14 protein-coding genes are annotated in these 12,065 nt (G+C 62.9%); 6 read left to right on the top strand and 8 right to left on the bottom strand.

Annotation, left to right across the window (positions count from 1 at the left end):
* Positions 1 to 28: 28 nt before the first annotated feature.
* The gene (locus BV911_RS03710) at positions 29 to 2,056 is read left to right on the top strand and encodes a M3 family metallopeptidase (RefSeq protein ID WP_086052250.1); all 2,028 of its coding nucleotides are present in this window, start codon (positions 29 to 31) and stop codon (positions 2,054 to 2,056) included.
* A gap of 43 nt (positions 2,057 to 2,099) precedes the next feature.
* Here the strand turns inward: BV911_RS03710 and BV911_RS03705 are convergent, their stop codons facing one another.
* Both BV911_RS03705 and BV911_RS03700 read right to left on the bottom strand, forming a co-directional pair.
* Positions 2,100 to 2,999 carry a cation diffusion facilitator family transporter gene (locus BV911_RS03705; protein ID WP_086052249.1) on the bottom strand — a complete coding sequence of 300 codons (900 nt, stop codon included), beginning with the start codon at positions 2,997 to 2,999 and terminating at the stop codon, positions 2,100 to 2,102.
* Between the two features lie 13 nt (positions 3,000 to 3,012).
* Positions 3,013 to 3,678, bottom strand: a complete 666-nt coding sequence (locus tag BV911_RS03700; protein WP_086052248.1) for an SH3 domain-containing protein — start codon at positions 3,676 to 3,678, stop codon at positions 3,013 to 3,015.
* Between the two features lie 133 nt (positions 3,679 to 3,811).
* Here BV911_RS03700 and BV911_RS03695 point away from each other — a divergent pair, with 133 nt between their 5' ends.
* From BV911_RS03695 to msrB, 4 genes are all read left to right on the top strand, one after another.
* The gene (locus BV911_RS03695) at positions 3,812 to 4,798 is read left to right on the top strand and encodes a D-glycerate dehydrogenase (protein WP_086052247.1); all 987 of its coding nucleotides are present in this window, start codon (positions 3,812 to 3,814) and stop codon (positions 4,796 to 4,798) included.
* A 77-nt stretch (positions 4,799 to 4,875) separates the two neighbouring features.
* Entirely contained in the window at positions 4,876 to 5,184 is a 309-nt protein-coding gene (locus BV911_RS03690) for a hypothetical protein (RefSeq protein ID WP_086052246.1), read from the top strand.
* Between the two features lie 134 nt (positions 5,185 to 5,318).
* Positions 5,319 to 5,624 (top strand): hypothetical protein, encoded by a 306-nt coding sequence (locus BV911_RS03685; protein WP_086052245.1) that lies wholly within the window; start codon positions 5,319 to 5,321, stop codon positions 5,622 to 5,624.
* Between the two features lie 176 nt (positions 5,625 to 5,800).
* Positions 5,801 to 6,289: a peptide-methionine (R)-S-oxide reductase MsrB gene (msrB, locus tag BV911_RS03680; protein ID WP_086052244.1), complete on the top strand. Its 489-nt coding sequence runs from the start codon at positions 5,801 to 5,803 to the stop codon at positions 6,287 to 6,289.
* A 59-nt stretch (positions 6,290 to 6,348) separates the two neighbouring features.
* Here msrB and BV911_RS03675 read toward each other — a convergent pair whose 3' ends face one another.
* The 4 genes from BV911_RS03675 to BV911_RS03660 all read right to left on the bottom strand — a co-directional run bounded on the left by BV911_RS03675 (position 6,349) and on the right by BV911_RS03660 (position 9,213).
* Positions 6,349 to 6,852 carry a hypothetical protein gene (locus BV911_RS03675; protein ID WP_086052243.1) on the bottom strand — a complete coding sequence of 168 codons (504 nt, stop codon included), beginning with the start codon at positions 6,850 to 6,852 and terminating at the stop codon, positions 6,349 to 6,351.
* Between the two features lie 123 nt (positions 6,853 to 6,975).
* Positions 6,976 to 7,809, bottom strand: coding sequence for a 3-methyl-2-oxobutanoate hydroxymethyltransferase (gene panB / locus BV911_RS03670; protein ID WP_086052242.1), 834 nt, complete (start codon positions 7,807 to 7,809; stop codon positions 6,976 to 6,978).
* 52 nt (positions 7,810 to 7,861) lie between these two features.
* Positions 7,862 to 8,710, bottom strand: coding sequence for a pantoate--beta-alanine ligase (gene panC / locus BV911_RS03665; protein ID WP_086052241.1), 849 nt, complete (start codon positions 8,708 to 8,710; stop codon positions 7,862 to 7,864).
* Positions 8,711 to 8,802: 92 nt separating this feature from the next.
* On the bottom strand, positions 8,803 to 9,213 hold the full coding sequence (locus BV911_RS03660; RefSeq protein WP_139840023.1) for a hypothetical protein: 411 nt from the start codon (positions 9,211 to 9,213) through the stop codon (positions 8,803 to 8,805).
* Between the two features lie 330 nt (positions 9,214 to 9,543).
* Here BV911_RS03660 and BV911_RS03655 point away from each other — a divergent pair, with 330 nt between their 5' ends.
* Positions 9,544 to 9,840: a hypothetical protein gene (locus BV911_RS03655; RefSeq protein ID WP_086052239.1), complete on the top strand. Its 297-nt coding sequence runs from the start codon at positions 9,544 to 9,546 to the stop codon at positions 9,838 to 9,840.
* Positions 9,841 to 10,159: 319 nt separating this feature from the next.
* Here BV911_RS03655 and BV911_RS03650 read toward each other — a convergent pair whose 3' ends face one another.
* Entirely contained in the window at positions 10,160 to 11,236 is a 1,077-nt protein-coding gene (locus tag BV911_RS03650) for a BMP family ABC transporter substrate-binding protein (RefSeq protein WP_086052238.1), read from the bottom strand.
* A 1-nt stretch (position 11,237) separates the two neighbouring features.
* Positions 11,238 to 12,032: an ion transporter gene (locus BV911_RS03645; RefSeq protein WP_086052237.1), complete on the bottom strand. Its 795-nt coding sequence runs from the start codon at positions 12,030 to 12,032 to the stop codon at positions 11,238 to 11,240.
* Between the last annotated feature and the right edge of the window lie 33 nt (positions 12,033 to 12,065).

Here is a 12,065-nt window from a genome sequence, read left to right as displayed (position 1 = left end):
TAGGTGAGATCCGATGAAGGAGATATGCATGACCAACCCGCTTCTGTCCGATTGGACCACGCCGTATCAGGTGCCGCCGTTTGGTGCGGTACAAGATAGCGATTTCGAGCCGGCCTTTACGGTCGCTCTGAGCGCGGCGCGGGCCAATATCGCTGAGATCACCGCTCAGAGTGCGGCACCGAGTTTCGCCAACACCATCGACACGCTGGAGCAGGCCTATGGCGCTTTGGACAAGGTGCTGTCGACGTTCTATGCGCTGTCGGGGGCCGATGCGACCCCGGCGCGCGAGGCGCTAATGCGGGAATTTTCGCCGCGCTTGGCCGCGTTTGGCACGGAAGTTTCAATGAACCGGGCCTTGTTTGCCCGGATCGATGCGCTGTGGCAGGCCAAGGACAGCCTTGGTCTGAGCGCCGAGCAGGCCCGGGTGCTGATGTTGACCCGGCGCGGGTTTGTGCGCTCAGGGGCGGAGTTGGATGGCGCGGACCGCGACCGGCTGGGCGAGATCAGCCAGCGGCTGGCGGTGCTGGGCACGCAATTCGGGCAAAATCTGCTGGCGGATGAACGCAGCTGGCAAATGCCGCTGGCCGAGGCCGATCTGGACGGGCTGCCGGATTTCGTGATCGCCAATGCGCGGGCCGCGGGCGAAGAACGCGGCGCCGAGGGGCCGGTGCTGACCTTGTCGCGGTCCTTGATCGTGCCGTTCTTGCAATTTTCACCGCGCCGGGACCTGCGGCAGGCGGCCTATGCGGCGTGGGTGGCGCGGGGCGCGGGCGGTGGCGAGACCGACAACCGCGTGGTGGCGACCGAGATTTTGGCGCTGCGGGATGAGCGGGCCAAATTGCTGGGCTATGACAGTTTTGCAGCCTTCAAGCTGGAAACCGAAATGGCCGAGACCCCGGCCGCGGTGCGCGATCTGTTGATGGCGGTCTGGACCCCGGCCAAGGCCAAGGCGTTGGAAGACGCCGATATTTTGGCCGCGCGAATGCATGATGACGGGATCAATGGCGATCTGGAGCCGTGGGACTGGCGCTATTATTCCGAGCAGCGGCGTCTGGCCGAACATGATCTGGATGAGGCGGCGTTGAAGCCCTATCTGCAACTGGACCGGATGATCGAAGCGGCGTTTGCCTGTTCGACCCGGCTGTTCGGATTGGAATTTGTGCCGGTTGACGTGCCGCTCTACCATCCGGATGTGCGGGCCTGGGAGGTGCGGCGCAACGGCGAACATTTGGCGGTGTTCTTGGGCGATTATTTCGCACGCGGCAGCAAGCGGTCGGGGGCGTGGTGCTCGGCGATCCGCAGTCAGCGCAAGCTGGGCGGCGAAACCCGCCCGATCGTGGTCAACGTGTGCAACTTCGCCAAACCGTCGAAGGGCAAACCGGCGCTGCTGTCTTATGACGATGCGCGGACGCTGTTCCACGAGTTTGGCCATGCACTGCACCAGATGCTGTCGGATGTGACTTACGAGTCGATCTCGGGCACCTCGGTGGCGCGGGACTTTGTCGAACTGCCGAGCCAGTTGTATGAGCATTGGCTGGAAGTGCCGGAAGTGTTGCAGGAATTCGCCACCCATGTGGAGACCGGCGCACCGATGCCGGAAGCGATGCTGGAGCGGTTGCTGGCGGCCTCGACCTATGATCAGGGCTTTGCCTCGGTGGAATATGTCGCCTCGGCGCTGGTCGATCTGGAGTTTCACGACGGGCCGCCGCCCAGCGATCTGATGGCGCGGCAGGCCGAAATTCTGGCAGGGTTGGGGATGCCCCATGCCATCGGGATGCGCCATGCCAGCCCGCAATTCGCGCATGTGTTCTCGGGCGACGGCTATTCCAGCGGCTATTACAGCTACATGTGGTCGGAAGTCATGGATGCGGACGCGTTCGCGGCGTTTCTGGACACAGGCAGCGCCTTTGATCCGGAGGTGGCGAGGAAGCTGGAAGAGTTCATCCTGTCGAAGGGTGGGTCTGGCGATGCCAAGGATCTGTATATCGCGTTCCGGGGTCAGATGCCGGACGTCGAGGCGCTGTTGAAGGGCCGGGGGCTGGACACTGCCGCTTGACGCGCCAGCCGGTCCGCGCGGCTTAGGGCTGCGCGGATCTGGCCTAACGAATGTCGGGCCCGGGGTCGCCGGTGGGGTCTTTGTGAATCATCACATCGGTGCTGGGATAGGTGTCCATGATGCGCTGACGCAGGGCGGCACCGATGGCATGGGCATCATAGAGCGGCAGATCGCCGTTCAATTCCACATGCAGGGTGACGAACACCCGCGATCCGGCGCGGCGGGTTTTCAGATCGTGAAAGCCATCGACGCCGGGCCATGTCCGGACCATGTCCGAGATCTCTGCGATCAAAGCAGGGTCGGCGGCACGGTCCATCAGCGCATCCCATGCCGCACTGCCAATCCGCAACGCCCCGAAGGCCAGCATCCCGGCTGCGGCCAGCGCCACGATGGCGTCGATCTGGGTCAGTCCGAACTTTGCGGCAGCCCAGAGCGAGAAAATCGCCCCGATGGCCGGCACCAGATCGCCCAAGTAATGCAGCCGGTCGGCTTCGACGACGCGGGAACCGGTGCGGATCATGACCCGCCGTTGCCAGATCACCAGCCCAAGGGTCAGCACGATGGACAAGACCATGACGGCGATGCCGCGGCCTTCGGCGGCGATGTGTGTCGTGTTGCCCGACAGCAGGCGCAGCACGGCAGCGACGGCGATTACTGTGGCCGAGATCAGGATGAACAGACTTTGTCCCAGTGCCGCAAGATCTTCGGCCGAGGTATGGCCGAAGGCGTGGTCTTCATCCGGGGGGCGGGCTGCATAGATCACGGCGGCCAAACCGGCCAGCGACATCATCAGATCAAGGCCGCTATCGGCCAGCGAGGCCGCCACCGCAAGCGACCCGGTTTCCCCAAGTGCCCATAGCTTGGCCAAACTGAGGACAATAGCCACACCGACCGAGGCCAGGGTCGCCGACAGGTTCAGTCGGGCGTGGGTCTGCTCGGTCATGGGAAATCCAAGATTATTGAGGGCGCGGGGCGGCCTGCGCGTTTGCCACGGAAGTTGTACCGGGGTCAACCGATGACCCGGCGGCGTGTATCGGCAATTCCAACCCCCAAAGATCCTTGGCTTCGACCCAGCCACGTTGGCCGCCCGCCCGAATCTGGCACCAGCCATCGGCGCAGTCCCCGAGCTTGGCAATGACGCCCCGTTGGGCCTTGGCCTTGACCGTTGCCGTCAGGCTGGGCTGGGCCCGCAGGTCGATCATGTCGACATCGACGGTGACAGTTCGGGTTCCCGACAACAGCGCGTAATGCACCCAGCCGCCAAAGCCGTCACGATCCATCACCCGGCGCCAGTGCCCGTATTCGGCGGTGACGATCAGCGGCTGTCCGGGGTGATTGAAGACCCAATCGACCCGGTGGGTCATGGATGGCCCGCGCCGGATGTTGGCCTCGTTCGCCTTCAGGGACACAAAACGCGGCATCGGTTGGTTGGTTTCGGGGCCAAAGGTCTGTTCCGGCGCGGCGCCCGGCGTAGGGCTGTTGGCGGCAGAAGGTGGTTCAGCGGCGGGGACTGTTGGGATGACCGGACCTGCCGATTGTGCGGTCAGACCGGTGGCGAAGGATATGCTTGTGCCCAGTGTCAAGGCCAACAGGCCCGAAAGACCCCATTGCTTTGCCGTCATGATCTGCCTGGTCCCGATTTATGCCCGGCCAGCGCGGTTATTTTCCGCTGGCGCGTTGCAGCGCTTGTGACTCGTTTGTGTATCGGTCAGTTTGCCACTTAGTGGAACGCTTTAGAAGAGGAGGCCCTTCGGGATGACCGCAAAAACCCTGAGTGTGGTGGTTACGCGACGGTTGCCAGAGCCCGTCGAGACCCGCCTGAAGGATTTGTTTGACGTCACCCTGCGGGACGATGACACGCCGATGACCCGGGCCGAACTGCGGGCGGCGGTAGCAGGGTGCAATGTGCTGGTGCCGACCGTAACCGATCAGATCGATGCCGGGCTGTTGGCCCATGCCGGACCCGACATGCGGCTGATCGCCAATTACGGGGCAGGTGTGGATCATATCGACGTGGCCTCGGCCCGGCAGCGCGGCATTCTGGTGTCGAACACTCCCGGCGTCGTCACCGAAGACACTGCCGACATGACCATGGCATTGATGCTGTCGGTGACCCGGCGCATTCCCGAAGGGCTGGCCCTGATGCAGGCGGGCAAATGGACCGGCTGGGCCCCCACGGCCTTGCTGGGCGGCCGGGTCGGCGGGCGGCGCTTGGGCATTTTGGGCATGGGCCGGATCGGGCAGGCGGTGGCACGGCGGGCCAAAGCGTTCGGGATGCAAATTCATTACCACAATCGCCGCCGCATCCGGGCCGATCTGGAGACCGAGCTGGGCGCGACCTATTGGGAAGACCTGGATGAGATGGTCAAGCGGATCGACATCTTGTCGATCAACTGCCCGTCATCTCCGTCCACGTTCCATTTGATGAACGCACGGCGCTTGTCGCTGCTGAAACCCAGCGCGATCCTGATCAACACCTCGCGCGGCGAAGTGGTGGATGAAAAGGCGCTGGCTCGGGCCTTGCGGGCGGGCGCGCTGTCCGGGGCCGGTCTGGATGTGTTTGAACACGGGATTGAGGTCACACCGGCGCTGCGCGACCTGCCCAATGTGGTGCTGCTGCCGCATATGTCCTCGGCCACGGAAGAGGGCCGGCTGGAAATGGGTGAGAAAGTCCTCATCAACATCAAGACCTTTGCCGATGGGCATCGGCCGCCGGATCAGGTGGTGCCCGGGGTTTTGTAATCTGGCGGCGTCCGTCTCGACGCCGTGTCAACCGGACCGATCACAGGCGTCCGTCGCCAACCACAGGAGGGTGCATCATGACCACAGGCCGACTTCTTCGGCTGCTTGCCGCGATCACGGTCATCGGGGGGGCGCTTAGTCTTGGCGCCGTCTGGTCGCCGGTGCGGGCGGTGGAGGCCGACATCAGCCAAGCCGAAGCTGGCTGCATCGCACGGGTGCAGCAGCGCGGCGGCGGCGTCGGTGTGCGCGCCATAACCCACAGTGTCTCGGATGAGGGGCTGGCAACCATTTCGCTGAAAGGGGTGGGCAACAGCATGTGGACCTGTATCGCCCATGCCGATGGGTCAGTGTCGTTCCTGTCGCGCAATTCGGCGGGCCACCGCTAGGTCCGCGCGGTGTGGGGCGTTGGGTGTTGGGCGTTGAAGTGATTGCCGGAGGGGGCAAGCTGTGCGACGATCCCCGGGGTGGCGGCATGGACCCGCTGACCCTTTGATCCCATTTCAGACTTAAGGATACATCCATGGCGCTTCGCATTCCCTTTCCGGTCGTTGTTCTGGGCGTTTTGCCTATATTGGCGGCCTGCGCATCCGACATGACGCCGCCACCCGCTCCTGCGGGTGATGGATCGGCGCAAGCGTCCTGCTTGGCACAGGTCGAAGCCCGCACCGGCACCAGCGGTCTGACCGTGACCAATTCGTCGATGTCGGCGAGTGGGACGCAAGTCTACAATATCGACGTGGGCAGTTCGGGCCTGTGGACCTGCATCACCGGGTCGGACGGCACCGTGCAAGAGGTTCTGTCGCCGCCATCCGGCACCGGGCGGTAAGGCCTGCGCGTTGCGACAGGAGCCGGTGCCGGTCATGTGACTAGGCGTGTGCTTCTGCCGACGGCGGATTTCCGCTAGTCTTGAGGCAATGATGGATCGCCGGTCCCGCCCCTCTGTTTGCTGACTTTTGGCGCAGGGGCGGGCCGGGCGATCCGCCCATTGCTCAGGAGAGTGCCATGAACCGCCGCCAGATGATGACCCGAACGGCCTGCGCCGCACTGAGTGCCGGGGCCGGGATGTGGGCTGTACCGGGATGGTCCGCCGCGACGGGCACCTTCGAGGTGACCCGGACCACCGCAGAATGGCAAGCGATGCTGACCGATCTGCAATATGCGGTCATGCGCGAGGAAGCCACCGAACGGGCCGGGACCAGCCCGCTGAACGATGAGGCTCGTGCGGGCGTGTTCATCTGCCGGGGATGCGAGTTGCCGCTTTATCCGTCCGAGACCAAATATGACAGCGGCACCGGCTGGCCCAGCTTTTACCAATCCTTGCCGGAAGCGGTGGGAACCAAGGCGGACCGCAAGCTGTTCTCCGTGCGCACCGAGGTCCATTGCCGCCGCTGTGGCAGTCATTTGGGCCATATTTTCGATGATGGCCCCAAACCCACCGGCAAACGCCACTGCCTGAACGGTGCCAGCCTGATCTTCGTGCCGACGGCCTGAACCATCGCCGGACCTGTCCGCGCCCGAAAGCGCGATCTTGGTCTTAGCGCGCGCTGGTGTCAGGCTAGCTCGAAAATTGTCGGTGACAGCTGGGGGCGCGGTGCAGGTTCCCGCTTGCGCCGAGATGCGAAGATCGGGCTGCCGCGTCCCGCCGGGCCAATGCGCTGAGCCGGCAATAACAGCATCGGTGATGGCGCGGGTGCCGCGCCCACGACCGAGGCCAGCGCGATCTTCTTGAACAGATGTGCCGGGGCGTCAGGGGCGATCAGGCAGTGCAGCGCCGGGAGTAGCAGAAACAATTCATTCACATCCGCATCCGTCCGCTCGGTCAACAGGATCGTGGCGACGGAAGGGTTGCGATGCTCGGCCAACAGCGCCAGCGAATGCGACACCTGTCCGCCAACCCGTTCGGAAATGATCAACAGATCGACCGTCTGGCCGCGCAGGCAGTCGGTGGCCCGTTGAAAGCTGAGGGTGCAGGTGACTTCGAACCCGGCATCGACAAGGGCCTTGGCTTTCTCGGCCCGAAATTCGTTTGCATCATCCAGAATGAGGGCCAGCATCAGGGGGCTCCGCTTGAAGATTCGACTACTCCAGCAGATTGAAAAACTTTGCTTAAAGTTGTCTTAATCGCGGGCCGGATGGCAGGACCGTTGCGCCCAAGTGCTAAGGTCCTGCCGGGGGGATCAGCGGTAGGTTTGCTCGGGCCCCGGGAAGGTGCGCGATTTCACCTCGGCGGCATAGTCGCTGACCGCCTGTTCGATCATCGGACCAAGCTGGCCATAGACCTTGACGAATTTCGGCGTCCACGGGTTCAGACCCAGCATGTCTTCCAGCACCAGAATCTGGCCGTCGCAATCGACGCTGGCGCCGATGCCAATGGTGGGAATGGCGATCTGCTTGGTGATCTTGGCGGCCAACGGCTCAACCATGCCTTCCAGCACCACGGCGAAGGCCCCGGCTTCGTCGACGGCGCGGGCGTCCTCTTCATGGGCGGGCCAGCTGTCTTCATTGCGGCCTTGGGTCTTGAACCCGCCCAACACATGGCTGGATTGCGGCGTCAGGCCAGTATGGGCCATGACCGGGATGCCCCGTTGGGTCAGGAAGTGGATGGTCTCGGCCATGCGCGATCCCCCTTCCAGTTTGACCGCGCCGCAGCCGGTTTCCTTCATGATCTTGGCGGCGTTGCGAAAGGCGACATTGGGGCTTTCTTCGTAGCTGCCAAACGGCATGTCGACCACGATCAGGGCGCGCTTGGTGCCCCGGACAACCGCCTTGCCATGCATGATCATCAGGTCCAGCGGCACGCCAACGGTGCTGTCCATGCCATGCATCACCATGCCCAGACTGTCGCCCACCAGAATGAAATCGGCAAACTTGTCAACGATCGCAGCGGTATGGCTGTGGTAGGAGGTCAGCGAAACGATGGGCTCGCCACCCTTGCGCGCGCCGATTTGGGGGGCCGTGATGCGGCGAACGGGCGTGGCGGCCGCCGGTGCGGGCTGGGGCTGGGTGCTCATGAAAGCGCCTTTCTGGAACGAGGAGAGGAACGGTGAGGCAGGCGGTGGACGGTCAGGGCGTGACCACGCGCTGATCGATCAGCAGAACCGTCCCGAACCGCACCGCCAGAAGAATGACGGACGGACGGGTCACGGGGCCGGTGAGCGGTGCCAGCGTGTCGGCATCGCGAATATCGACGCTCTGCACCTCGGCGCCGTCGGCAACGGCGATGCGGGCCAAGATCGCCGCGGACAGTTCTTCGGCGCTGATTGCGGTATGGCTGGCTTCGAGTTCGGCCCAGTCAAGGGCGGCATTCAGGGCAGGGGCACTGGCGCGATGCGCCGGTGTCAGGCGGACATTGCGCGAGGACATGGCCAGGCCGTCAGGTTCGCGCACGGTGGGAACGCCGATAACCTCGACCGGAATGTCGAGGTCGCGCACCAAAGTGCGGATGACCGCCAGTTGCTGATAATCCTTCCGCCCAAAGAAGGCCCGGTCCGGTTGGGCGATGTTCAACAGCTTGGTAACCACGGTGGCCACGCCGCGAAAATGCCCGGGCCGCAGCGCGCCCATCAAGACATCGGCCAGATCGACCGTTTCGACGATGGTTTGGGCCTCGGGGTGGTACATTTCTTCGGGGCTGGGCAGGAACACCGCAGCAACGCCAGCCGCTTCGAGCAGGGCCAGATCGCGGGGCGTATCGCGCGGATAATTTTCCAGATCGGCCGGGTCGCCAAATTGTGTCGGATTGACGAACAGGGACACCACCGTATGGGTGCACGCCTCGGACGAGGTGCGGATCAGGGTCAGATGCCCTTCGTGCAAGTACCCCATAGTGGGCACCAGCCCGACACTGCCGCCATCCCGGCGCAGATTGGCCACGGCATCGCGAAATTCGGTCTTGGTAGGACAGATTTGCATCACGTCCGCGCCCCCCAATGCGGTCAGATGGCCCCTGAGTAATGCGCTGGGGGCACGGGGGCAAGGGCTGGATGTGTCTTCTTATCCGCGGCTTATCTGCGGCGCGCCGCCCGGTCCGGCAGGACGCTGATCTCGGTGTCGGGGGCGGTGGCCCGGTCCTGTTGGCGATCCGCGTCCCATTGGGCCAATGTATCGCGCAACTGGCGCCGGGTTCGGAAGCTGGACTGTGCGGCGTCGATGGCTGGATCGGCACGGCGCAACCCGCGATTTTCTTTGGCCAGGCTGATCTGGGCCGCGGTGAGCAACCCGGTTACGGCCAGCGCGGCCCCCCCGGCCCAAGCCATCAGCAAACTGCTGCCCCAGCCAATTCCGGCGCCGCGCGCCCCGATCAAGACAAGGGCATCTGCGACGGCGCACAGGCCCACGATGGCCACCGGTGACAGGCCGTCCTGATCGTCCGTGTCTGGTGCGTGGGGAACTGGCGAGAGGTGAGATTTGGACATGGTGGCTCCGGGACAATCGGGAACATGGTTACAGGAAAAGAGCAGGCCTAAATCAACGGGGTGGACCCGGGTGCATTGGACCAAAACGGTGGACTTTTGCATGGTCTGGACCGTCGATCCGCAGATCAACCATCGCAACAACCGGCCCGCCTGGCAACGTTTTCCTGATCTCAGAGTTTCAAGAAGGTTAACGGGCCGGGGCGGTCGTTGGCCATTAACGGTCTGTTCAGCACCCGGGCAAATAACAGTTCGGGGAACGGTCGGTGGCTGCTAGGCCAGAAAGGGTCGTTGCCACGTTGAACTCTGGAGGCCGCTTTGCCGAGACTGTCTATGTGTTTGGTTCCCTTGATCGTCCTTGGCGTTGCCGGGCCGTTGCACTCAGGCTCTGTCGATATGGCTGGATGGATTTTGGGGCAAGCTGACCTGTCCGCAGGGGGCGGCGCGTCGACGGACGACCCGGCCTCTGATCCGTCGGGGCACCCTAACAGCACCGCAGGTGTTGGTCCGCGCTGGGCGGTTGCGCCCATCGTGACCACGCCCGGTCTGGACGGGGCGAGTCTGTTTGATTTCGTCATGGATGATGTTGTCACCCCCGCCGGTCGCGCCCCCAATCCCAGATGGCGCTAAGCGGGTCCGGCATGATTTTTCGGCTTGGTCCCGGCATCGTCTGCCCGGGACTGCGCTATCAACGGAGATTTGAGATGACCCAGCCCGCCTTTAGGACCTCACTGGTCCCACGATTGGATCTCCGATCGGTCCCGGTCGCAATGGTGGAGGCTGCGCCGCCACCAAAGACAGCAGCGCTGCGAGTGATGGCTGGTGATGTCGGACCTGCCGATTACGGGCAAATGCTGCACCGGTTTTTGGAATATGTCCAACGTCCGGTGGGTGCCGATCTTATGGCGCACTGCGGGACCGGATCACCGGCCCCGCAGCCGTCCGAGGATCAGTTCGGGATGTCGCCGGTCAGTCCTTCGACGTAGAAATTCATCCCGCCCAAGGTGGCGTCATCAGCCACTTCGCCTTCGGCAAGCCAGACGCTGCCGTCTTGCTTGTTCAGCGGGCCGGTGAACGGGTGATAGGTGCCAGAGGCGATGCTGTCGATCATGGCGCGCGCTTCCATGGCCACCTGCTCAGGCACGGCGTCGGTGATTTCGCCCATCTGGACCATACCGGCCCCGATACCATCCCAAGTCGATTCGGCTTCCCACGTGCCGTCGATCACGTCCTGTACCCGGGCAATGTAATAGGGTGCCCAGTTGTCGATGATCGAGGTAACGCGCGGCGAGGGGGCGTATTCGATCATGTCGGCGGCCTGACCGAAGCCAATGACGTTGCCAGCCTTTTCGGCCACGGCCAGAGGCGCGGTCGAGTCGGTGTGCTGCAAGATGACATCCGCGCCTTGCTCAATCAACGCCGTGGCGGCGTCGGCTTCTTTCGCCGGGTCGAACCAAGTCGAGATCCAGACAACGCGCATTTCAACTTCCGGGTTGACCTTGGCCGCGTGGATATATGAGGCGTTGATGCCGCGGATCACTTCGGGGATCGGGAACGACGCGATATAACCGATCTTGTTGGACGAGGTCATGTTGCCGGCAATCAGACCTTCGATTGCACGCCCCTCATAGAACCGGGCGGAATAGTTCGACACGTTTTCCGCGGTTTTATAACCGGTGGCATGTTCGAATTTCACATTCGGGAATTTCTTCGCGACATTGAGGGTCGGGTCCATGAACCCGAAAGATGTGGTGAAGATCAGGTCGGCACCGCTGAGTGACATCTGGGTCAGGACGCGTTCAGCATCGGCGCCTTCGGGCACACTTTCCTGTTCGATCAGTTCGACCGAGTCACCGAAATGCTCTTTCATCTTCATGGCGGATTCGTGGTGATGCTGGCTCCAGCCGCCGTCCTTGATCGATCCGACGTAGATGAAGCCGACTTTCAGCGGGTCGGCGGCATAGGCCGGAATGGCCAGAACGGTGGCCATGGCAACACCGGACAGCCAAGTTGTGAGTGAACGCATATTAAAATCTCCTTTTGGGTTTGTTGGTCATTTTCTTGAGATCCTTCTTCAGATCCTGCCGGACATCCTGACCGACGTCCTCGACAATCTTGTCGTGCAGGTCGGTGTTGATCAGGGCTGTGGTAATGATGGCTGTCGGCACGGCGATTACGCCGAGGCCGATGAACAGTACAATCGAGGTGAAGGCTCGGCCCGCCATGGTGATCGGGTAGATATCGCCGTAGCCCACCGTGGTAAAGCTGACCACGGCCCACCAGATGCTGACCGGAATCGACGAAAACTGTTCGGGTTGGGCATCGTGTTCGAAGATATAGATGCCGACAGCCGCGATATAAAGAATGATCAAGGCCAGCACGCCAAAGATCGCCAGTTCGCCCTTACTGGCCTCGAGGGCGCGTTCCAGTCGGTGCAGGGCGCGGTTGGTGTGCAGCAGCTTCAGCAACCGCAACAGCCGCATCAGGCGCAAGGCGCGGATCGCGGCAACATTCGGGTTCAAAAACAGCAAGATCGGCGCACAGGACAGCAGATCAATGATGCCCCAGAAACTGAACGCATAGCCCAGCGGTTTCGGGGCGCAGATCAGCCGCGTGATATATTCCACCGTAAAGACGATCAGGGCGAAGATCTCGAGGATCGACAGGGCTTCGTGAATGGAATGCGGCAAGTTCGGCATGGTTTGCAGCGAAATCGCCAGTGCCGATAGCATGATGACCGCCTGAAGCGCATAGCTAACAGCCATGGTTCTGGTCGGGTGGGTGCCGTCCAGCATGTGAAGAATTTCAGCGCGGGTCATCATCGGGGCGTCGATCCGGTCCTTGGTTTGCGACGA

It is taken from the genome of Pseudoruegeria sp. SK021 (assembly GCF_002119405.1).
Lineage (GTDB): Bacteria > Pseudomonadota > Alphaproteobacteria > Rhodobacterales > Rhodobacteraceae > Meridianimarinicoccus.
The sequence above is the reverse complement of the archived record's forward strand: the minus strand, read 5'-3'. Positions and strand labels throughout refer to the sequence as shown.

Bases quoted from the DNA above. Each gene is read 5' to 3' on its own strand.
- msrB (WP_086052244.1), top strand. From the start codon at position 5,801: ATGAACCGCCGCCAGATGATGACCCGAACGGCCTGCGCCGCACTGAGT.
- panC (WP_086052241.1), bottom strand. From the start codon at position 8,710: ATGCAAATCTGTCCTACCAAGACCGAATTTCGCGATGCCGTGGCCAAT.
- BV911_RS03645 (WP_086052237.1), bottom strand. From the start codon at position 12,032: ATGATGACCCGCGCTGAAATTCTTCACATGCTGGACGGCACCCACCCG.
- BV911_RS03710 (WP_086052250.1), top strand. From the start codon at position 29: ATGACCAACCCGCTTCTGTCCGATTGGACCACGCCGTATCAGGTGCCG.
- BV911_RS03700 (WP_086052248.1), bottom strand. From the start codon at position 3,678: ATGACGGCAAAGCAATGGGGTCTTTCGGGCCTGTTGGCCTTGACACTG.
- BV911_RS03705 (WP_086052249.1), bottom strand. From the start codon at position 2,999: ATGACCGAGCAGACCCACGCCCGACTGAACCTGTCGGCGACCCTGGCC.
- BV911_RS03655 (WP_086052239.1), top strand. From the start codon at position 9,544: ATGTGTTTGGTTCCCTTGATCGTCCTTGGCGTTGCCGGGCCGTTGCAC.
- BV911_RS03660 (WP_139840023.1), bottom strand. From the start codon at position 9,213: ATGTCCAAATCTCACCTCTCGCCAGTTCCCCACGCACCAGACACGGAC.
- BV911_RS03685 (WP_086052245.1), top strand. From the start codon at position 5,319: ATGGCGCTTCGCATTCCCTTTCCGGTCGTTGTTCTGGGCGTTTTGCCT.
- panB (WP_086052242.1), bottom strand. From the start codon at position 7,809: ATGAGCACCCAGCCCCAGCCCGCACCGGCGGCCGCCACGCCCGTTCGC.
- BV911_RS03650 (WP_086052238.1), bottom strand. From the start codon at position 11,236: ATGCGTTCACTCACAACTTGGCTGTCCGGTGTTGCCATGGCCACCGTT.
- BV911_RS03690 (WP_086052246.1), top strand. From the start codon at position 4,876: ATGACCACAGGCCGACTTCTTCGGCTGCTTGCCGCGATCACGGTCATC.
- BV911_RS03695 (WP_086052247.1), top strand. From the start codon at position 3,812: ATGACCGCAAAAACCCTGAGTGTGGTGGTTACGCGACGGTTGCCAGAG.
- BV911_RS03675 (WP_086052243.1), bottom strand. From the start codon at position 6,852: ATGCTGGCCCTCATTCTGGATGATGCAAACGAATTTCGGGCCGAGAAA.